Genomic DNA, 21814 nt, shown 5'->3' with positions numbered 1-21814 from the left:
ACGCCTAGGAACTAACCAACTCAACAGGCTTAAGGATTCTGGGGGGCAGCATTTGCTAAAAGTGCGTACTTGTCTCTTAACTGATTAATTTTATTTGCGCTTTTTTCTGTACTGTAAGCCTTAAATAAAGTCAGTACTTTTACAATACCAGGGTATATATCTTGCTCAACCAGCACACCACTTAGTCTTCTTGCTTTCATATAGGGTGTCCAAAAGCTAACCGTTAATTTTAGCGTATGAGCAAGTTCAATGGCATCTTGTTCATCAATGGCAATAATTTCACTATCCCGCAAGGCCAAAATGATGTTACGTACCTGCTCAAGTAATTCCTGCTGAAAATCAATGTAACCCTGTTTTAAATGGCTATCGCGAGCAAGAATATCGCCAAGGTTGTCGTAAAAAAAATGATAGCGCCACATTAATTCAAATAGCGAATCTAAATAAGGGCCAAGATGCTCAAAAGCATCGTCGCCTTTATCAACTGGCTTAAAGTGAGTACTTAAATGGTCACGATAAAGTGCAAATATGTGGCGAATAATGTCTTCTTTATTTTTAAAGTGGTAGTACAGATTACCCGGACTCATGCCTAAACTCGATGCAATATGATTAGTTGATATTGCTCTTTCACCATGTTCATTAAACAATGAAATACTGGTTTGAATTATTTTATCCTTGGTATTCATATACTCATTACTCAATTTTCGAAAATACGATGCTGCATTAAAACAATCCACTAGGGCCTGTTTATCTTTCGAGGTTGAATTTGCAGCAGTGTGTTTGGTATTTTGGCAAGGCAGAGCCTATGTAGTGTGGTTATTCCCCATAAATAGGCGATAACGCAGCATAAATACCAAACACGCGCTGCCTGAAGGTTCGTCCTAGGGACGATTAACTCTTTGTTGCTCGGCTTTTACTTAGCCCACTAGGTTACAAACCTCGCGCCACGATTAAATCGTCCCTAGTTAGAACAAATTTTAATCCTGAAAGGTCAACAGGCCCTAGTATAAACAAATAGTCAGCGTTAAAACAATCAAGGCAGGAAGTTCTTCACAATTTACTTACAAGGCTGCTTTGCACACTAAACACTGCTACACTACGGCTAAAAATAATAACACAGTAAATATTATGAAAGTGACCGCAATCTACCCAGGCACATTTGACCCTCTTACCAACGGCCACACTGATTTAATTCAGCGTGCGGCTAAAATGTTCGATACCGTTATTGTGGCTATTGCTCATAACCCAAGTAAAAAACCGTGTTTTACTTTAGAAGAACGCGTTGATTTAGCAAATGAGATTTTAAGCCATTTAGATAATGTAAAAGTCATTGGCTTTTCAGGGCTACTAGCAGATCTGGCTCGCGACCATAATGCAAATGTATTGATTAGAGGTATAAGAGCGGTTTCTGATTTTGATTATGAATTTCAACTCGCGAATATGAACCGCCGTTTAAACCCTGATTTAGAAAGTGTATTTTTAACACCTGCTGAGCGTAATACCTTTATATCATCAACCTTGGTAAAAGAAGTTGCGCGCCATAACGGAGATGTGAGTGAGTTTGTTGATAGCATAGTAATGAAAGCCCTGCAATCTAGGCTGGGGGAAACCAAGCATTAAACTCAACGCCTAGCGTTTCATTATGTTGCGCTAGGTAGCTTCGCTCTTGCTTGAAGTAAAAAGTTCTTAAACCTCACTAAACCCAAAAAGTCTTTATTAATAAAGAAAATAGCTATCATCACAAAATCCATCAGATTAATTCCCAAAGAATAAAATGACCAGAACCACCATGGTGTGCTGTTATTAAAGACTAGCACATCTAAATGCATACCAAAAAATAGCAGTGAGTTTATGCTCAGTCCTAATAATAGATAAGAAGTTATAGTATTTTTATTTATGAAGTTACTTACCACTAAAATAGCCAAAATAGTCATTAGGTCAAAAAGTAATAGTTGCGTGTAAGAAATATTTTGAATATCAATGAACAAGCTTGAAGAGTATGAAATTGACATGATTAGCGATAGCCATAAAGCCTCTTTTTTTGATGTATTTATACTCGTTACTAATGAGTATAAAAAAGCCATTAAAAAGCCCCATTGAACAAACGCACCTAGATAAAGAGATACATATGGGTTGAGCAAGAAGTCATTCATTTGAAACATTATTTCGAATAGCTAAATTAAGTTGTTTTTTTACCTGTCGTTTTTTTAAGATACTTGTATTTATTACCAAAGAAATAATCATTAATACATCAATAAAGTTTACTCCTAAAGAGTAAACACTCCAAAGCCACCATTCATCAATATTATTACGTACAAATAAGTCATAATAAATGAAAAATGTTAGCAGACTATTTATTAGTAAGCCTGAAATAATATAATAGCTAGCGAGGGGAGCTTTTAGACAGAAATTCAATAAAATGAGAATAATAGAAATGGTTATATAATCGAAGAGGATCCAGTCTAAGTATACATTTTCTAATATCGGAAAAAAATCACTACAAAAGTAAGAGGAAAACATAATAGCGGCTAAGTATGTTACCGACTTGTCTGGCTTATTAATACTCGAAACAAGTGAGTATAAAAATGCCATTAAAAAACCCCATTGAGTGAAAGCACTTACGTAATCAACCATGCTGTAATCGATGTACAACTTAGTTACAATCCCTTGCAATTTTAGGTCTTAGGAATAATGATACTATTTTATTTTTGAGTTTGTGTAATCCTAAGAAGTCTTTGTCTACAATTAGAGCAACAATCATTACTAGGTCTATAAATGTCACTCCAAACGTGTATATATCCCACAAAAACCAAGGTTCAATATTTTTATTAATAAAAATATCTAAATGCATTAGCAAAGCTAACATCAAATTAATTGAAAGGCCTATTAGTAAATATAATAATGAAGGAGTCGTAGTTTTACTTAATTTGTAAACGAAAATTAGGCAAATTATGGTTATTAAATCATGTATTGCCCAATCAAAATAAGTAGTATTGTAATAGGAAATCCATGTAAATAAGTAATCAGTCACGGAATAGGATACTACCATAACTAATGAGCTGAGTAATAAAGTCGTTCTCCTCTTAACATCTAAGCTGTAGACAAAGAGGTTAAAAAAAAACGCCATTAAAAAGCCCCATGTCACTAGGGCTGACAAAGAAAACAGACCAAAAAACTCAGCTAAAAACATTTACTACCTTTCTATCACTTTGGACGAGGTAAAAGAATCGTATTACCACGCTGGAGATCAGCACTACCGCCAGCAGCAGCCATCGCCTCTTGAGATATACTAACTGTATCAGATTGTAGGGTTTTAGGGCTAGCAGTTTGTTCCATTGCAGGCTTTAATTGTTGCGTTTTATTGTATGCTTGCATTTGTACTTGGCTGTTCGCTGAAATTTGCATGTGATTAATCCTCTTGAGTATTAAATTTTATTATTGGCGCAAATTTAAATCACACCACCTGCAGCAGTTAGTAAATAACTGCAGTCGCGTTTAATCTATGTTGGTTAATTGACTCAACAACTCGCTTCAGAATAATAAAAGCAAACGATATGCCAACTTTAAATTAATAGTATGTTAATTTAAAAATTATTTTATTTTACTCAAAAAAAAACGCATCGGGGTCACCGTGCGTTTTTTATCCTAGGGATTGCTCAAGCCACGTTTTTGCATGGGATCTCCATGCTATTACTTAGCTTTAACATATATTCCATTGCGACTTCATCACAGTTTTCTTTGCGTAAACATAGCTCGCAATCTTTCATTACTTTTTCAGGTAGGCTCTCTTTATCACAGAAACTAAACCGCTGATTTTCGAAAAAGTCAGGTACACGAGTCAGAACGATGACACGATTGAGTGCCAATTTTTTGGCTTTCACTAATAAGTGTTCAACCAGTTCTCGTCCCTGCCCCGTTACTGCGCTTTTAGGATCAATGCCTAATGAACGTATTTCAGCTAATCCTGTGTCGTAAATATAAAGTGAAGCACAACCCGATACCTGACCGTTTATCTCAGTTACGGCAAACTCATTAATTGAGTGCACCATATCACTTTTAGCTCGCGGTAAATTTTCGCCTACTGTTGCCCAGTGCTGTACGAGTTTAGCAATTGCTTCTACGTCATCTAAGTTGGCATCACGAACCGTTATTTGCTGTTTTTTTTTCGCGTCTTTCACCGCTTTGCTTACTTGCTCTAATGATGTACCGCCAAGCGCTTGGCGTGCCTTAATACAGGCATCAATTTCAAGTACCGGATACACGTCATCTTCAAACACTGGATTTACTGATTTATACTGCTCTAGTGAAAGCTCCTCTAACGTTTTACCTTCACTAATAGCTAATTGCACCAACACCCCAACAATATGATGCCCTTCTCTGAACGGCACTCCTTTAGCCACTAAATAATCAGCAAGTTCGGTTGCATTCGCGTGGCCACCTTTTGCCGCTGCAAGGGTTTTATCTGCTTTCACTTTTATACCTTTAATACACGCTTGTGCCATATGAATACACGCAAGCCATGTTGGCATGGCATCAAAAATGCCTTCTTTGTCTTCTTGCATGTCTTTATTGTAGGCAAGCGGTAGTGCTTTTAGAGTCATCATCATTGCGCTAAACGCACCAAACACCCGGCCAGTTTTACCACGAATTAGCTCTAATGCATCTGGGTTTTTTTTCTGTGGCATTAAAGATGAACCCGAGGTCACATTATCGGCCAGTTCAATAAAGCCAGCTTCGCCTGAGTTATAAAAAATTAGGTCTTCAGACATCCGCGATAAGTGGATCATAGAAATAGACGCGCAGCTTAATAGCTCAACCACAAAGTCACGATCAGATACGCCATCTAAACTATTCTTAGTCGCGCCAGTAAATCCTAGCCCTTGTGCAAGTGCATGGCGGTCAATCGGGTATGCAGTGCCTGCAAGAGCGCCACTGCCGAGTGGGCAATAATTCATTCGTGCTTGGGCATCTTGTAATCGACTTTCATCACGCTCAAGCATTTCTACATAAGCCATACACCAATGGCTAAATAACACCGGTTGTGCACGCTGTAAGTGGGTATAACCTGGTAATATTGTGCCAAGTTCACGTTCAGCTAAGCCAATAAACTCTGCTTTAAGTTGCGTAATCGCTTTTAAAATATGATCGGCGGTATCGCGGCACCAGAGTCTAAAGTCGGTAGCAACTTGGTCGTTACGGCTTCGGCCTGTGTGTAACTTTTTAGCTAAATCACCTACTTTTTCAATTAGTGCAGCTTCAACATGCGAGTGAATATCCTCTGCACCTGAGGTAGCTACAGCCGTTGGGTCTGCTTTTACCTCTTCAAGTAACTCATAAAGTGCCGATACCAGCTTTTTGTGCTCATCACTAGATAACACGCTTACTTGTTCAAGTGCACCAGCCCATGCAACAGAGCCAATAATATCTTGCTCTGCTAATTGATAATCGAAGGGAAGTGAATCGTTAAACTGTTTAAACGCTTCATCTGGACCCGTAGAAAAACGTCCGCCCCATAATGCCATGAAATTTCTCCAAACCCGATAATAGCCCCTTAATTCCAAGGGGCATAAAAAATTACTTTTTAGCTAATGCTGAGATTCTGCTTGATAGCGAGAATAAACGAATAAAGCCTTCTGCATGCGACTGGTCATAAACATCGTCTTCACCAAAGGTAGCAAAATCTTCGCTATATAAACTGTTAGGTGATTTTTTCTGAACCGCAGTGACTTGGCCTTTATAAAGCTTCAGTACCACTTCGCCCGTTGCTAGTGTAGACAGCGCTTCTGCACCGGCTAAAATAGAATCTTTTAGCGGCGTAAACCAACGACCGTCGTAGACTAAGTGTGAAAATTCACCACCGAGTACTTCTTTCCATTTACGGCTCGCTTTATCAAGTACTAACTCATCAATAGCTTGCAGCGCCGCCATGATCACAGTACCGCCTGGCGTTTCATAACAACCACGTGATTTCATGCCCACTAAACGGTTTTCTACAATATCGACACGACCCACACCATGAGGTGATGCAATATCGTTTAATTTAACTAAACAATCATAAGGTTTAAGCTCTTCGCCATTTACGGCAACTACTTCACCTTCAACAACCGATAAAGTGACATGTTCGGCTTTATCAGGCGCTTGCTCTGGTGAGTTAGTCCAGGTCCATACTTGTTCGCTTGGCTCACACCATGGGTCTTCAAGCTCGCCGCCTTCGTGTGAAATATGCCATGCGTTCGCATCACGACTATAAATTTTTGTTGCTGACGCAGAACATGGAATATCACGCTCAGCTAAATAATCTAATAGTGATTCACGGCTTGATAAATCCCACTCACGCCATGGCGCAATCACTTTTAAATCAGGTGCGAGTGCGGCAAAACATGACTCAAAACGTACTTGGTCGTTACCTTTGCCTGTACAGCCGTGAGAAAGTGCATCGGCACCTACTTTACGCGCAACTTCTACTTGCGCTTTAGCAATAATTGGACGCGCCATAGAGGTACCAAGTAAATAAGTTCCTTCGTATATAGAACCCGTTTTAAGCGTTGGGTAAATATAATCGCTTACCATCTCATCTTTTAAATCAACCACGTAACACTCAGATGCACCAGACGCTATAGCTTTAGCTTCTACGCCTTCAAGTTCTTCAGCGCCTTGGCCAACATCGGCAACAAAGGCAATAACTTCACAGCCGTAGTTCTCTTTTAACCATGGCACGATAGCCGATGTATCAAGACCACCTGAATAGGCTAAAACGACTTTTTTAATTGAACTCATAGGTGTTCCTTAACAAAATTTGGATTTAACAATGTAACTAATAGCGCATTTTGCGCATGCATGCGGTTTTCTGCTTGCTGTATAATTTTTGATGCAGGGCCATCCATTACCTCAGAAGTAATTTCAAACTCACGGTGTGCCGGTTGGCAATGTAATACCGTAGTTGCACCGGTTTTTTCTAACAATGCCTGGTTTAATTGATAAGGCATGTATTTTTCTTTTACTTGCTCAAGAGGAGTTGTATCCCCCATTGATACCCAGGTATCGGCGTAAACAACATTAGCGCCTACTGCAGCCTCAACCCTGTCACTTACCATTACAGAAGCGCCATTCATCGCTGCTATTTGCTCTGCTTTTTTAAGTACTTGCGAATCAGGTGAGCTGCCTTTTGGTGTTACAGCGACAAAGTCTGTTCCTAAAGTAGCGGCTAATAGCATTAATGAGTGTGTTACATTATTGCCCTCACCTAGGTAGGCAAGCTTTAACTGGCTAACATCACCATGTACTTCTTGTAGCGTTAAAAAATCAGCTAATGCTTGGCATGGGTGATATAAATCACACAAACTGTTAATCACAGGAACGGATGAATACTCACCGAGTGTCGTTAACGTACTGTGCTGATTAACCCGCGCAACAATCCCGTCTGCCCAAGTCGAAATATTTAAGGCAAAATCTTTTATTGATTCGCGGGCGCCCATTGCACCATTTTGTTGGTCAAGGTAAACCGCATGGCCCCCTAAACGGTTTATACCAATATCAAATGAAAGGCGAGTACGTAAACTTTGCTTTTCAAACAAAGTAACCACTGACTTACCAGCTAATACTTGGCTATATTTACTCGGGCTTTCTTTAATATCTTGCGCTAACTTTAATAAATTTAGTGCGCCTTGTTGGTCTAATTCTAGACCCGTTAAAAAATCTTTAAACATGTTCAACCTATGGTGTTACTTTAGTTCCGACATGCTCGCCTTGCAGCAAAGCAGTTAAGTTTTCTGGCTTTTGCCAGCTGGAAATGTACACACCGCGTCGTAAATGTTGGGCAGCGTGAAGACTGGTCTTAACTTTGACCTCCATCCCGCCCACAATTACTCCCTCTGCAATTAAAGTATCAATGTGTTTTGTGTCAAGTTGATGTAAAGGCTGCTTATTGGCATCAAGTACCGCCTCTACGTCCGTCATAAAAATAAGTTCTGCATTTAAATTATTTGCCATTGCGGCGGCTGCTTCATCTGCATTAACGTTGTATAACAAGCCCTGTTCATCAAAGCCGATAGAGCTGATGATTGGTAACCGGCCAACACTGAGTAAATCATCAATAATAGAATCAGCATTGTTGTGACATTGACCTACTTGACCCAATGCTTTTAATTTTTGCGAGGCGGTGATCCCTGCTTCATATAAACTTAACCCCACCGGCTTATGACCAACACTAATTGCTTGCGCCATGAGTTGTTTGTTTGCCGCACCCGCAAGGGCTCCAACAATATAAGGCATCTGTTCTTTAGGGCTAATACGTAAACCTTGGTGTTTAGCACTGGCAAAACCAGCCTCTTTTAACCAGCTATCAACTAATGAGCCACCACCATGCACAATCACAAACTGAGCATCATCTTGCTCGTTGAGTATTTCAAATAATGCTTTAGCGGCATTTTCAGTATTGAGTACTGCACCACCGAGTTTAATAACCCACGTTTTACTGCTCATCTAAACGCTCCTATTAGACCTGTAGTGTGGGGAAGCCCCATTGATAAATTAATACATTGCAAAGCCTGACCAGCTGCCCCTTTTAATAAGTTGTCAATTGCTGCCATTACTATTAACTGTGAGCCTTGCTGCTGCCACGCAATATCTACATAAGGTTGTTTGGCCACCCCTTTAATCGAAGGGATTTTGCTGCCAAGCAAACGAATTAATGGCTCATCAGCCAATACTTGATAAGCTTTAGCTACTTGCTCACTGGTCACACCCGGCTTTAATTGCACATAAATAGTTTCTAAAATACCGCGCGGAAAATTACCTAAATGAGGAGTAAATAACACCTCATGACCTAGGTGCTGTTGTATTTCAGGCCCGTGACGGTGATTAAACAAACCATAGGGTGCAAGTGATACCTCACAAAAATGAGTCCCTAGGCTGGCTTTACGCCCTGCGCCCGTTACGCCAGAAACTGCATTAATAATAATTTTTTCATCACTCAACAAACACGCTTGCTGAAGAGGCTTTAATGCATTTAATGCAGCCGTTGGATAGCAGCCAGCAACAGCAATTAACTGAGCATCAGTAATGGCTTTACTATTCCATTCAGCAAGACCATAAGCCGCTTGATTAAGTAGTTCTGGGTGTTGGTGTTCAAAACCATAATAAGTAACGTAATCATCATTACTTGCAAGACGATAGCCACCGGAAAGGTCAAATACCTTTTTGCCCATCGCTAAAAACTGAGGCGCTAAATCCACACTTACTTTATGATCGGTGCACAGACAAACGTAATCTGCTGAATGAGTGATATCAGCAAGTGCATGTTCATTTAGTGGCTGCAGAGGTAAATCAAGTAATCCTAAATGCTCAGGATACAATTCACTAAGCAATTTATGTTTATCTAAACTTTGCGCTGATACATAACAGCCAGTTAGCGAAAGAGTTGGATGTTTTGCTACTAAGCTAGCCAGTTCTGCGCCGCTGTAACCGCTGGCACCTATAATTACTACGTTCATTATTTACTCTTTATCTAAAATTAGTGACCACATTCCATGTTGTTTGTTTACACTAGGGTATAACCCAGCCAAACAGATTAAATTTATGAGTGATAACTATCGTCGTATTATTTTCATGGCGTAACTTTAATATATTTATGCTTAAAAAGTGAATTGATATTCATCATAAATACTTTTATATTGTTATGCAATTAAAATGAATACTTATTTTGGAATTTTTTATGTCTCTGCCGTCATTTATTTCGATGTACCAGCAATTGATTGCTGCCCCCTCTATTAGTGCCATTGAAGATCATTTATGCATGAGTAATAAGAGTGTCATTGAATTGCTAGCGCAATGGTGTCAAAGCTTAGGTTTTACCTGTGAAATAATAGAATTAAAAGGCAACAAAGGCCGCTACAACTTATTAGCAAAACGCGGTCAAGGTGACGGCGGTTTAATGCTGGCAGGTCACACTGATACGGTGCCATTTGATGATAGTCGTTGGAATCACAACCCATTTAAATTAACTGAGCGAGATAATAAACTATATGGCTTAGGTAGCATTGATATGAAAGGTTTTTTTGCTTTTGTACTGCAGGCTATTAGTGAGCTTGATGAAAAGCAACAAACACAACCAATTTTAATATTAGCCACCGCAGACGAAGAAACCACTATGGCTGGCGCACAACAAATCTGTAAGCACCCAAATTTAAAGCCAAGTCGCTGTATTATTGGTGAACCTACTGATATGACGCCGGTATTTACTCATAAAGGTCATATGAGTACAGCAATAAGAGTTGTCGGCCGTTCAGGACATAGCTCAGATCCCGAACGGGGTCTTAACGCCATCGAAGTGATGCATAAAGTGATTACAAAATTGCTAATCTTAAAAGAACAACTTAAGAATAAATATTCAATAAATCACTTTGAAATTCCTTACCCAACGCTCAATTTAGGCAATATTCATGGGGGCGATAATGCGAATCGGATTTGCGGTTGCTGTGAAATGCACATTGATATGCGCCCTCTTCCTGGCTTAAGTGTACAAGAGCTGCAAGCATTGCTGCTTGATGCAACCTACGATATAAATCAGCAATACCCTAATTCGGTCAGTGTGATTGATTTACATGAGCCAATTCCAGCATTTACAGGAAGCACAGACAGCGCGTTAGTTAAACTTGCCGAAAATATAGCAGGGCAAAAAGCAGTGGCTGTTAATTACTGTACTGAGGCACCATTTATACAACAACTGGGTTGTGAAACCATCGTCATGGGACCGGGTTCAATTAACCAAGCGCATCAGCCCGATGAATATTTAGCGATGGAAAAAATAAAGCCTTCGCAACAAATTATCAGCAACCTCATAAAGGCGAGTTGCTTTTAATCAGTAACAAAAAAGACGCTATTAAGCGTCTTTTTTATAGCATTTATATTTAACCTGAACTCTGAGTAATATATCTATCTCAAGCAGCTATTTTTAGCGCTAACTGCGTTGAATTTACTTGCAATAGGCTAGCTATTGACGCGTAAGTTCGCCTTGTTTTCACTGAAAATCTCTGGCTAGAGAAAATAAACATAAATATCATCTTTGATTCAATATGTTAGTAAATCTCTTAACCAGAGTTCAGGTTAGTTACATATATTTTCGTAAATACTTTTTAAATACAGGGTCGGTTTGAGCTAGTTCTTTCTGCTCATCTAATATCTCTTTTAATATTGCACCTGATGTAAGCGGATTCGCAAGCACCACTCTAAATACCACGGTTGGTTGGTTATCATATTGAACTGGCGTTAAACGTGTACGCGATACAAACGAGCGACCTGATTCACGTTGACGTTTTTGCATGCTTGCAGTAAAACGATTAAGCGCGGCAAAAATATCTAAACGGGTTTGTGCGTTGGCCTGTGCTATCGCATTTTTAATTTGCTTAGGGACATAACGATAAGTTAGCAAACATAGCTCAGGTTCTGATATTAATTCAAAGTCTTCATCTGCTTTTATCAAATCAGCAAAGTAACGGGCTTTTTTAATACTGCGATCGATAAGCATTTCGTAGCCTTTACGACCAATAACACGTAAGCAAGCATGCACTAACATCGCCATACCAGGGCGGCTCCCCTCAAGGGTATGGCTGCCTAAATCTTTAGAGCCTTTACGTAAAATATATTCAGCATGATGCTCTATGGCATCAGTTGCAGCAGGGTCTTTAAACAGCACCAAACCTGCTCCCATCGGTACATACATTTGTTTATGCGCATCAATGGTGATTGAATCTGCATGCTCAATACCTTTTAAAAGGTGCCTATGGGTATTAGACAGTAAAGTAGCTCCGCCCCACGCCGCATCAACATGAAAATGGCAATTAATTTCTTGTGCTAAATTAGCCATGTCTTCAAGTGGATCGATATTACCAGTTTCAGTCGTTCCGGCTACACCAATAATTGCCATCACTTTAATGCCTTGCGCTTCAAGCTCTAGCGCTTTTTCTCGCATAGAATCTACATCAACTTTATTATCAGCCGATGTTTTAATACCAATTAAATTCTCACGGCCAATACCTAGTAAATCTACCGATTTGCCCAACGAGTAATGACCTCGCTCAGAGATTAAAACCGCCAGTCCTTTGTAACCATAATGAAGCATTCCCGCCACTAAACCTTGTGCAGCAATGCCTTTAAAGTTGCCATCTGCTTTTAATAAGCGGTTGCGGGCAATCCAAAGTGCTGTAATGTTAGCTACTGTGCCACCAGAGCAAAATGCTCCTAAAGAGGTTTTTGCACTGTGCATCCATTTAGAATAAAAGCCATCATTTTGTCCATAAGCTAGATGATGCATCATTCCTAAAACTTGACGCTCTAATGGGGTAAACGCTTTTGAGGTTTCTATTTTTACAAGGTTTTGATTTAGCCCAACCATTAATTTAGAAAGCGGCAGTAAAAAATGTGGCAGAGCAGATGTCATGTGACCAATAAAGCTTGGCGCTGCGGTATGTACAGAATGAGCAACCAGCTGTTCCATAATATCTTGGGCATAGCAAGACACAAACGTTGGCTCTTCAGGGATAGCCGCCGATTGAAAATCTTTTTCTATTTCATGTAATGGTTTTTCAATTGCCGCGATATTTTCGTTTAAGAAACCTGCTAAATTACTCGAAATTTCAAGCTCTATTTTGCTCAAAGTTGAGTCAGGGGCCTCTGGAACGGTAAATATCCGTTTGAGGCTTTCTTTAGAGGCGACGGCACAACGCTTTTGATCCATCTTCATACCTAGTGTGTGACTAAAACACCTGTTAGTTTGTAAAACACGCTAATTTAAGGTGTTTTTAAGCAACGGCATTTCTAAAAAATTGCGCTAACTTTACTGCAATATGACAAAAATGTCTCGTTTTAAGCCATAAAAGACAATACAAAATAGATAACATTTCACTATTTTTTATATTTAGTACAAAGGGTAATTAAAATATTGGGCATTTATAATTTTTAAGTATAATAAATCTAACAAAAAATAAGGATGTTACATGCTAAAAGGAAATCTAAAATTAACTCGGTTGGCGCTCGGTACCGTCTTTTTTTTAGTCAGCTTAATAATCTACAGTTACTACACCTACACTGCCATCAATAATGATGTGATACGCAGCATTGATAATCGTTTATTAAATGCAGCCACCAGCGTAAAGTACATTTTAGGTAGTGATTATCACGATAAAGTAGCGCAAGAAATTAGCTTTTCAAGCTATCAAAATAAAGCCGACCAGCTTTCGGCATTGGCCAATGATTTAAATATAGATTATTTATATTCAATGGTACTGATTGATGAGAATGTTTATTTTACTGCCTCTAGCTACACTCAAGATGATCAAAATAACGGTAAAGTTACTCAGTTTTTAGATCTTTATCCCGAAGCCACGCCAATAACTATGGCTGCATTTTTATCAACGGCCCCTATTTTTGAAACCTCAACAGCGCATCGCGGCCATTCTAAAACAGTATATATTCCTCATCTGGCAAAAAATGGCAGAACCTATATTACAGCTGCAGATATTAGCGTTGATAAAATTAGCAATGCGTTAAAAACAGACTTATATCAATCTATGTTTCATTTTTGCTGCGTAATTATTATTTTATTAATAGTTTATATTCTTTATTACTATGGAGTACGTCGTTCATTAATGAGCGACCATGCAAGCGGATTTGAAAATCATATTGCCTTAGAAAAACGGCTAAAAAAAAGCAATGAACATCATTTACAAATTGCGATTATTTTAGTGAACGAAATTGATAATATCAGCCGTTTTTTTGGCACAAAAACAGCCGATGAAGTGATGAAAAAGCTGCTCACTCACTTTAAGCAGCAAGCCCGTTTGCACGCACGTATTTATCGTATTGCAACTAATAAACTCGCTATTTTGACTGATAAAGAAACTCCCTTTGATGAGCTATATAGCATCATCCAGTCACATGATAAAAATATACCGTTTTTAAATCAGCCTTTTATTTATATTACCCTTAACGCTGGTGTAGCTAGAGGCAATAAGTCATTACTGCTTAAGAATGCTCATATTGCGTTACTGCAATCTAAGCAGAGCGATCAGAGCATAGTTAACTACTGTGAGGCAATTAACGACGCTAAATCTCTATATTTATATAATGTTGAAATAGCAAAAGAAATTCGTGAAGCATTTGATGCTCATCGTGTTGTTCCTTACTTCCAGCCGGTTATAAATACTCATACCGATGAAGTTATTAGGTATGATTGCTCACCGAGAATAGTCACTTCACAAGGGGAGATTTTAACCCCTGATACCTTTGCAAATGCACTAGATAGACTGCGTATGAATGGCATGTTAACCCATACCCTATTTACTCAATGTGTTTCACGTTTTCGTAAATCGGCAATTTGTTGGGAGCTAACAGTGTGCGCTGAAAACATTGCTGATCCCACTATTTATGATCATATTGCCTATGAACTTCATCGCTATCCTAATCCTGAAAATATCACTATTTCAATTTTAGAGTCGCAGGTTATTTCACATTACTACGAAATAAAGTCATTTATCGCAATGGTAAAAAGTAAGGGAGCAAAGGTGGTGATGCACTGCTGGGGTAATGAATTTATTAATACCCTCAATACGTTAAAAGTGGAGGTTGATGGTATTAAACTCGATGGTGCAATCACAAAGCAGCTGTTAAATGATGCAAATACGTCGCTATTTATAACCTATATCGCTGATATAGCTCAGCAGCTTGAACTTGAATTGGTTATTGAAGCGGTAGAAAGTAATACAGTTGCAGAGTTGCTCAGCCAGCTAAATGTGACGCTGATGCAAGGTAGCTACCTTGGCAAATCAACGCCACATGTTACTGACTTTAAAAAAGCAATGAATTAGTTATTAAGATTAATGGCTAGTCGGTGGCTTTGCTGACCACTGGCCCAGTACTTACGCTCAAAAGGGGTAATTGCTTCGTCTGATTCAAACAATACAGTTTCACATGGATGCCCTGTTAATTCGAGCGCTCTGGCAAACTCTTTAACATAGATATCCCAGTTACTGCGCACTTCAAGCAAACCACCTAGTTTTACAATAAAGGGGAAGATAGCCGCCCCATGCCAGCGCCGTTGAATGTGCTTAGACTTAGGCCACGGGTTTGGGTATAGCAAATAATGATGAGTAGGCTGCCAATTAGCAGCGACAGCTAAACGCCAAAAATCATTTAAGTCAGCTTGCACCAAAATGTATTGACCACTCTCAGTTTGTTTATACTCAACATCATGCTTATCAAGTCGGTGAGATGACTTATCAATACCCACAACTAACGCATCAGGATGACGTTTCGCTAAATTAGCAGTGCTTTCGCCAACGCCACAACAGGAGTCTAGAATAAGCGGTCCATCAAAGGCTTGCACCTTAGCATTAACTTCATCAAATGCGGTTTGAGTATGCGCTGCAATTGGCTTTTTAAACTCGGCTTGTAAGTGTTTATTAACTATTTCATCAAGCTTTTCATGAAGTCCCGCTTGATTAGATACAATACTACGTGAATTTGCATCGCTCATTAGTGTCTTAGCCCCACACCTTTTTTAATTAGCGTAAGTGCTAAAGTAAATAATACGCTGATAAACACCAACAACACCGCAATCGCAACCGTTAAATCAACATCAGAAACACCTAAAAATCCGTATCTGAATGCGTTAACCATATAAATGATCGGGTTTATTTGCGATACCATTTGCCAAAAATCAGGCAGTAAAGTGATTGAGTAAAACACTCCGCCTAAATAAGTTAGAGGCGTTAAAATAAAGGTCGGAATAATACTTATGTCATCAAAGCTGTTTGCATAAATAGCGTTGATTAACCCGCCCAAGGCAAACACCGCCGAGGTAAGAATAACAGTGGCTATAATCACAAAAATATTATGTATTTGTATATCTACAAAAAATAAAGAAACGCACGTTACAATAAAGCCCACCATAATGCCTCGGGTCATGCCTCCGCCCATATAACCCAACACAATGATGTAATTAGGCACAGGTGCAACCAATAACTCTTCAATACTTTTTTGAAACTTAGTTGAGTAAAAGCTCGAAGCCACATTCGAGTAAGAGTTTGTTATAACTGACATCATAATAAGGCCAGGAACAATAAACTCCATGTAACTAAAGCCGCCCATATCGCCAATACGCGAGCCTATTAAGTTCCCAAAAATAACAAAATATAAGCTCATAGTAATCGCTGGCGGCACTAAGGTTTGCACCCAAATACGCAAAAAGCGAATACACTCTTTAATCCAAATACTTTTTAAGGCTACGCCATATTTAAACATTTATTCGCCCCGCCCTTGCTCTAATAAACCTACAAATAATTCTTCTAATCGATTTGCTTTATTACGCATGCTTAGCACAGTATTACCTTGTTCGGTTAACGCGCTAAATACAGCATTAAGCCCTTGTGATTTAGCCACCTCAACTTCAATGGTGTGATCATCAGTCATGGTAAAATTATACCCTTCAAGCGTCACCGGATTGGTAGGCTGTTTTAAATCCAATACAAAGGTTTCTTTGTCTAATTTAGCCAACAAGGCTTTTATGGTGGTGTTTTCAACTATACGGCCGGTATCAATTATAGCGATGTTTTTACACAGTAGTTCGGCTTCTTCAAGGTAGTGAGTGGTTAAAATAATGGTCACGCCTTGTTCGTTGATTTGTCTTAAAAACTCCCACATTGAGCGGCGCAGCTCTATATCAACGCCCGCAGTTGGTTCGTCTAAAATAAGTAACTTTGGTTCATGCATTAAGGCGCGTGCAATCATCAAGCGACGCTTCATACCACCAGAAAGGGTACGCGCTTGCTTATCTTTTTTCTCAAGTAGCCCAAGTTGTGCTAAGTACTTGTCAGCACGTTTGTGCGCTTCGCCGCGCGGTACACCGTAGTAACCTGCTTGATTAACGAGTATTTGGCTTAGGGTTTCAAACTGACTGAAGTTAAACTCTTGTGGCACTAAGCCCAAGTTGGCTTTCGCCGCTTCAAGGTCGGTATCAATATCATGACCAAATACTTCAACTTTACCTTTGGTCTTATTTACCAAAGAAGATATCACCCCAATAGTGGTTGATTTACCCGCTCCATTTGGACCTAACAGTGCAAAAAAGTCACCTTCATGCACTTGTAAATCAACGCCTTTTACTGCCTCAACCCCATTTTTGTAAACCTTGGTAAGGCCTTCAATATTTAAAGCAATATTTTGCTTATTCATTTCTTACCCTCACCATAACCCCAGCGCTTTGTGAGATTATGTTCAATATTTAAATGATCTAAAATTCGCGCCACCATAAAATCAACTAAGTCTTCTATGCTTTGTGGTTGATGATAAAAACCAGGTGCAGCGGGCATGATAGTGACCCCTAAACGCGACAATTTAAGCATATTTTCTAAGTGAATTTCGCTAAACGGGGTTTCGCGTGGCACTAAAATAAGTTGACCTCGCTCTTTTATCACCACATCGGCGGCGCGCTCTAATAAATTATCTGATGCGCCGACTGCAATCGCAGACACAGATCCTGCGCTACATGGACATACTACCATTTTTTTCGGCGCTGCAGAGCCCGAAGCTACAGGGCTGAACCAGTTATCTTTGCCAAATACCTTTAATTGTTCGCTCTTGGCGTTAAATAATGCACTTAACTGCTCGGTAGCTTTATCTTCATTCCCTGATAACTTTATATTAGACTCGGTATCAAAAACTACACGCGCGGCACTTGAAATAAGCACATACACTTGAAATTGTTGTTCAAGTAACACTTCCAACAGCCTTAATCCATATGGTGCGCCTGATGCGCCACTAAATGCTAAGGTAATTGTATCTTTAAATTGCACATTATTCTCCGCTGTATTTATCGGCCAAACCATCAACAAGTTGCAGATGAAGACCATTAAAACCACCATTACTCATAATTAAAACATGTTGATTTGGCTCAATATTCTCAAGTACTGTATCAATAATAGCGGTTGTAGAATCAAAGCATTGCATACCCGCTTTGTCAGCTTGCTCTTTAAGTGACCAGTTTAAATTTTCTGGCTCAAATAACAGCACGTCGTCTGCATCGCGAAGTGAATCGAGAAGTGTAAATTGATGCACTCCCATTTTCATGGTGTTAGAGCGCGGCTCTAAAATCGCAATAATTTTTTCATCCCCCACTTTAGCACGCAGCCCCGCAAGTGTTGTTTGAATCGCGGTTGGGTGATGGGCAAAATCGTCATACACTTTAATATGATTAATATCTGCTTTAAGCTCCATTCGCCTTTTTGGGCTTATAAATTCACCCAAAGCTTCAATACTGTGTTCTATTGCAATTCCCACATGGCGTGCTGCTGCAATAGCCATCATGGCATTTTTAACGTTATGCTCACCAATCGCTTGCCAGCTAACAACGCCTTGTAACTGCTTATTTAGTAAAACATTAAATTGAGAACCATCGGCTTTGAGTAATTCATAATTCCAGTCATCGCCTAGAGTTTCGCTCTCGCTCCACAAGCCTTTTGTAATCACATCGCTCAGTGCTTCATCATTTTTTGGCCACAGCACTTTGCCGCTTTGCGGTAGTGTACGAATCAAATGGTGAAATTGTTTTTTAATTGCGTTTAAATCTTCAAAAATATCAGCATGATCAAATTCAAGATTATTTAAAATAAGTGTTCGAGGTAAATAATGAACAAATTTGCTGCGTTTATCAAAAAAGGCCGTGTCGTACTCATCGGCTTCTATAACAAAAAATGGCGTTTGCCCAACTCGCGCAGAAAGACCAAAATTTTGTACAATTCCGCCAATTAAAAAGCCAGGCTTTAAACCCGCATATTCAAGTATCCACGCCAACATACTGGCGGTGGTTGTTTTACCATGAGTTCCTGCCACAGCCAGCACCCACGAATCTTGTAGTAAGTTATGTTTTAGCCACTCAGGTCCTGAAGTATAAGGCAGGCTCTTATCGAGTACATATTCAACACACGGGTTACCACGGCTCATAGCATTACCAATAACAACGATATCTGGAGCTGGCTCTAGTTGAGATACGTCATAGCCCTGTGTTAGTTCAATACCCAGTTCTTGTAACTGAGTACTCATTGGTGGGTAAACGTTTTGATCTGACCCAGTAACGTGGTGACCCAATGATTTAGCTATAGCGGCAATACCACCCATAAATGTGCCACAAATACCCAAAATATGTATATGCATTTACTATCCTTTCATCCTGCGCGGAGTTTGCTCTAGGGCAAAATTTAATGGCGCTATAATGCCAAAATTTAGCTTAAGTTACCATTAACCCTTGGCGCAAGTAAAAAAGCCTCCCAAAGTGGGAGGCTTTCCTGAAGATTAATAACTTATAGCATTAAAAAGAATATTAAACCGACACCTAATAATAAACGATAAATAACAAATGGTAGCATTCCCATTCGCTCAATCACTTTTAAAAACATAAAAATACAAGCATAAGCTGATAAAAACGACAGCACTACACCTAACAATAATGCCGTCCAATCTACGATATGATCGCCAAGGGCAAGCTCTGCAGTATAATAAATACCCATCATTGAAATGATTGGAATAGCTAATAAAAACGAAAAGCGCGCTGCACTTTGTTTGTTCATACCTAACATTAAACCCGCTGTCATGGTAATACCTGAACGTGAAGTGCCAGGGATCATTGCAACGGCTTGTGCAAAGCCAATAATGAGGGCCGTTTTCCAGTTTAGCTGATAGATTGTTTTTATTTGCTTACCTTTGGCATCGGCGTACCAAAGCAATAGACCAAATACGATTGTTGTGGTCGCAATCACCCATGCACTGCGTAAGTACAGTTCAACAAAATCTTTTAATAACAAGCCTAAAATAGCTGCTGGCACGGTACCTAAAATGATCCACCAACCTAGTTTGCTATCATCTGTTGTGCCCTGCACGCCAAACGATTTAAACCAAGCACCGAGTATATCGGCTACTTCTTTACGGAAATAAATAACAACCGCAATTAAAGTGCCTACGTGAACAGCAACATCGAACGCTAACCCTTGATCCTCCCAGCCTAAAATTTGTGATGGTAAAATTAAGTGTGCCGAACTCGATATAGGTAAAAACTCAGTAAATCCCTGAATTAGGGCTAAAACAATTATTTCTATAATACTCATGGGTTAGAAAACTCCACCTTCCATAGCTTTTGTTGAGGGTTGTTATATGCATTCCATATTTGGGCAATCGTTTGTTTTGCTACCGGATGATAAAAATCAGGGGCCACCTCAGCTAAAGGCTGCAAGACAAAGGCATTTTTAGTAATTTCGTCACGCGGTAATTGTGCTGGGCTCTCGCAAATTACATCATCATAAAAGAGTAAATCGAGATCCAGTGTACGTGGGCTAAACTTTTTATCATTTGCTTGGCGACCATTGTCGCGTTCAATTTGTTTTAATAACGCGCAAACATCAACAAGCGCCATGTTAGTGGTGGCTGCAAGTACTGAGTTATAAAAGTTATTACCGGCAAAACCCACAGCTTCACTTTCAAATACTGATGAGTGATGTGTGTTTTCAAAGTGCTGATTTAACGCCACTAGAGCACGCCGAATATGCTCTGCCTTGTTAATGTTTGAACCAAGGCTAATAAATATCTGCGCCATTTAAGCCGTAGCCTTGATGCGCGTAATCTCTACACCCACAGTTTGCGCTTGTGAAACTGCAGCGGGCTTGCTAACTCTTATCGTTACTTGAGGAGTATTAAATTCGGTTAAGATAATTTGCGCTAATTGTTCCACTAGCGTTTCTAAAAGTTCGACTGGTTTAGCCGTGCTGTGCTCGATAACTCGCTCACTCACCTTAGCGTAATCTAATGCTAAGTTAATATCGTCGTTTTGTGCTGCGGGCTTAATGTCGCTTAGCATTTCAATATCAAAGTATAGGCTTTGTTTACTTTTCTTTTCAAAATCATACACCCCGATAATCGTTTCGACATGCAATTGTGATATAAATACCTTGTCCATTGATACTCCAAATGACTGTAACAAGTCACTGAGTTAATTACATATTGTATCAATCAAATTAATACTGTATATACTTTAATCAGTGTTTAAATATACTAAAATTACTTCTACAATAGAATAATTACAAAATTGCGAGTAATTTAAGAAACCCGTAAATTTTGACGCCAATAATAGCTTAAAAGTAATGATTAAAAAATAAGGAAGCGCGTGTTAGTCATTTTAATGTTTGTATTAGCCTATTTGCTCGGCTCGATTTCATCGGCCATTTTAGTGTCGCGGCTATTCAAACTTCCCGATCCACGCACAAATGGCTCCAATAACCCAGGAGCAACCAATGTTTACCGTTTAGGCGGCGCTCTCCCCGCATGCTTAGTGTTAATATTTGATATTTTAAAGGGCACTATCCCTGTTTGGGGCGCTTACTTTTTAAAACTTGAGCCGCTAGAGCTCGGTTTAATTGCGGTTGCAGCATGCTTAGGGCACATGTACCCATTATTTTTTAGTTTTAAAGGAGGGAAAGCGGTCGCAACAGCATTTGGCTCGTTACTGCCGATAGGGCTCTCTTTAGGTGGGTTATTGATTGGTACTTGGCTGATTATTGTCGCGATTACCCGCTACTCATCCCTTGCAGCGTTAGTAGCTGTGACGCTAGCACCTTTATATACATGGTGGATAAAGCCGTTATATACCTTACCAGTGACCTTTATTACGCTACTGATCATTATTAGGCATCGCACTAATATTGTGCGTTTATTTAAAGGTGAAGAACCAAAAGTAGGGACTAAACAAGCCCCTACAAATGATAAGAAGTAATAACTAACC

General features: G+C 39.4%; 22 protein-coding genes. 4 read left to right on the top strand and 18 right to left on the bottom strand.

The genetic code is table 11. The features are described from left to right. Positions 1-29: 29 nt before the first annotated feature. The gene (locus FLM54_RS04000; RefSeq protein WP_010391043.1) at positions 30-683 is read right to left on the bottom strand and encodes a TetR/AcrR family transcriptional regulator; all 654 of its coding nucleotides are present in this window, start codon (positions 681-683) and stop codon (positions 30-32) included. A 442-nt stretch (positions 684-1125) separates the two neighbouring features. Here FLM54_RS04000 and coaD point away from each other — a divergent pair, with 442 nt between their 5' ends. Beyond that, complete coding sequence (coaD, locus tag FLM54_RS03995) at positions 1126-1617, top strand: pantetheine-phosphate adenylyltransferase (RefSeq protein WP_138605064.1); 492 nt, start codon at positions 1126-1128, stop codon at positions 1615-1617. Between the two features lie 20 nt (positions 1618-1637). Here the strand turns inward: coaD and FLM54_RS03990 are convergent, their stop codons facing one another. From FLM54_RS03990 to argC, 8 genes are all read right to left on the bottom strand, one after another. Next, a complete protein-coding gene (locus FLM54_RS03990; protein ID WP_178956842.1) occupies positions 1638-2150 on the bottom strand; it encodes a hypothetical protein in 513 nt (170 codons plus the stop codon). 500 nt (positions 2151-2650) lie between these two features. Then, entirely contained in the window at positions 2651-3187 is a 537-nt protein-coding gene (locus FLM54_RS03985; RefSeq protein ID WP_138605067.1) for a hypothetical protein, read from the bottom strand. Between the two features lie 14 nt (positions 3188-3201). After that, positions 3202-3402: a hypothetical protein gene (locus FLM54_RS03980; RefSeq protein ID WP_076920190.1), complete on the bottom strand. Its 201-nt coding sequence runs from the start codon at positions 3400-3402 to the stop codon at positions 3202-3204. Positions 3403-3653: 251 nt separating this feature from the next. Then, entirely contained in the window at positions 3654-5519 is a 1866-nt protein-coding gene (gene argH / locus FLM54_RS03975) for an argininosuccinate lyase (protein WP_138605069.1), read from the bottom strand. A 52-nt stretch (positions 5520-5571) separates the two neighbouring features. After that, positions 5572-6774 (bottom strand): argininosuccinate synthase, encoded by a 1203-nt coding sequence (locus tag FLM54_RS03970; RefSeq protein ID WP_138605071.1) that lies wholly within the window; start codon positions 6772-6774, stop codon positions 5572-5574. Continuing rightward, a complete protein-coding gene (locus FLM54_RS03965; protein ID WP_010391031.1) occupies positions 6771-7703 on the bottom strand; it encodes an ornithine carbamoyltransferase in 933 nt (310 codons plus the stop codon). Before FLM54_RS03965 ends, FLM54_RS03970 begins: the two co-directional genes overlap by 4 nt. Before the next feature lie 7 nt (positions 7704-7710). Continuing rightward, positions 7711-8478: an acetylglutamate kinase gene (gene argB / locus FLM54_RS03960; RefSeq protein ID WP_178955321.1), complete on the bottom strand. Its 768-nt coding sequence runs from the start codon at positions 8476-8478 to the stop codon at positions 7711-7713. Next, positions 8475-9488 (bottom strand): N-acetyl-gamma-glutamyl-phosphate reductase, encoded by a 1014-nt coding sequence (gene argC / locus FLM54_RS03955; RefSeq protein WP_178955319.1) that lies wholly within the window; start codon positions 9486-9488, stop codon positions 8475-8477. The genes argB and argC overlap by 4 nt, the downstream gene beginning before the upstream one ends. 221 nt (positions 9489-9709) lie before the next feature. Between argC and argE the strand changes: the two genes are divergently transcribed. Beyond that, positions 9710-10855, top strand: coding sequence for an acetylornithine deacetylase (gene argE / locus FLM54_RS03950; protein ID WP_178955317.1), 1146 nt, complete (start codon positions 9710-9712; stop codon positions 10853-10855). A gap of 249 nt (positions 10856-11104) precedes the next feature. Here the strand turns inward: argE and panP are convergent, their stop codons facing one another. Then, on the bottom strand, positions 11105-12730 hold the full coding sequence (gene panP, locus FLM54_RS03945) for a pyridoxal-dependent aspartate 1-decarboxylase PanP (RefSeq protein WP_178955315.1): 1626 nt from the start codon (positions 12728-12730) through the stop codon (positions 11105-11107). 259 nt (positions 12731-12989) lie between these two features. Between panP and FLM54_RS03940 the strand changes: the two genes are divergently transcribed. Further along, complete coding sequence (locus tag FLM54_RS03940; protein ID WP_178955313.1) at positions 12990-14858, top strand: GGDEF domain-containing protein; 1869 nt, start codon at positions 12990-12992, stop codon at positions 14856-14858. Here FLM54_RS03940 and FLM54_RS03935 read toward each other — a convergent pair. The 8 genes from FLM54_RS03935 to folB form a co-directional block, all read right to left on the bottom strand. Beyond that, a complete protein-coding gene (locus tag FLM54_RS03935) occupies positions 14855-15526 on the bottom strand; it encodes a tRNA (guanosine(46)-N(7))-methyltransferase TrmB (protein WP_178955311.1) in 672 nt (223 codons plus the stop codon). The genes FLM54_RS03940 and FLM54_RS03935 overlap by 4 nt on opposite strands. Then, the gene (locus FLM54_RS03930; protein ID WP_010391022.1) at positions 15526-16293 is read right to left on the bottom strand and encodes an ABC transporter permease; all 768 of its coding nucleotides are present in this window, start codon (positions 16291-16293) and stop codon (positions 15526-15528) included. The genes FLM54_RS03935 and FLM54_RS03930 overlap by 1 nt, the downstream gene beginning before the upstream one ends. After that, complete coding sequence (locus FLM54_RS03925) at positions 16294-17223, bottom strand: ABC transporter ATP-binding protein (protein ID WP_178955309.1); 930 nt, start codon at positions 17221-17223, stop codon at positions 16294-16296. Next, positions 17220-17843: a flavin prenyltransferase UbiX gene (locus FLM54_RS03920; protein ID WP_178955307.1), complete on the bottom strand. Its 624-nt coding sequence runs from the start codon at positions 17841-17843 to the stop codon at positions 17220-17222. Before FLM54_RS03920 ends, FLM54_RS03925 begins: the two co-directional genes overlap by 4 nt. Before the next feature lies 1 nt (position 17844). Further along, positions 17845-19200: a UDP-N-acetylmuramate:L-alanyl-gamma-D-glutamyl-meso-diaminopimelate ligase gene (gene mpl, locus FLM54_RS03915; RefSeq protein ID WP_178955305.1), complete on the bottom strand. Its 1356-nt coding sequence runs from the start codon at positions 19198-19200 to the stop codon at positions 17845-17847. A 146-nt stretch (positions 19201-19346) separates the two neighbouring features. Then, positions 19347-20147, bottom strand: coding sequence for an undecaprenyl-diphosphate phosphatase (locus tag FLM54_RS03910; protein WP_178955303.1), 801 nt, complete (start codon positions 20145-20147; stop codon positions 19347-19349). Further along, positions 20144-20632, bottom strand: a complete 489-nt coding sequence (gene folK / locus FLM54_RS03905) for a 2-amino-4-hydroxy-6-hydroxymethyldihydropteridine diphosphokinase (RefSeq protein ID WP_075170695.1) — start codon at positions 20630-20632, stop codon at positions 20144-20146. The genes FLM54_RS03910 and folK overlap by 4 nt, the downstream gene beginning before the upstream one ends. Then, on the bottom strand, positions 20633-20992 hold the full coding sequence (gene folB, locus FLM54_RS03900; protein ID WP_178955301.1) for a dihydroneopterin aldolase: 360 nt from the start codon (positions 20990-20992) through the stop codon (positions 20633-20635). A gap of 207 nt (positions 20993-21199) precedes the next feature. On the opposite strand from folB, the gene plsY reads away from it, so the two are divergent. Then, on the top strand, positions 21200-21805 hold the full coding sequence (plsY, locus tag FLM54_RS03895; protein ID WP_010391012.1) for a glycerol-3-phosphate 1-O-acyltransferase PlsY: 606 nt from the start codon (positions 21200-21202) through the stop codon (positions 21803-21805). Positions 21806-21814 lie beyond the last annotated feature (9 nt).

The sequence above is a fragment of the Pseudoalteromonas sp. Scap25 genome, assembly GCF_013394125.1.
Taxonomy (GTDB): Bacteria; Pseudomonadota; Gammaproteobacteria; order Enterobacterales; family Alteromonadaceae; genus Pseudoalteromonas.
The sequence above is the reverse complement of the archived record's forward strand: the minus strand, read 5'-3'. Positions and strand labels throughout refer to the sequence as shown.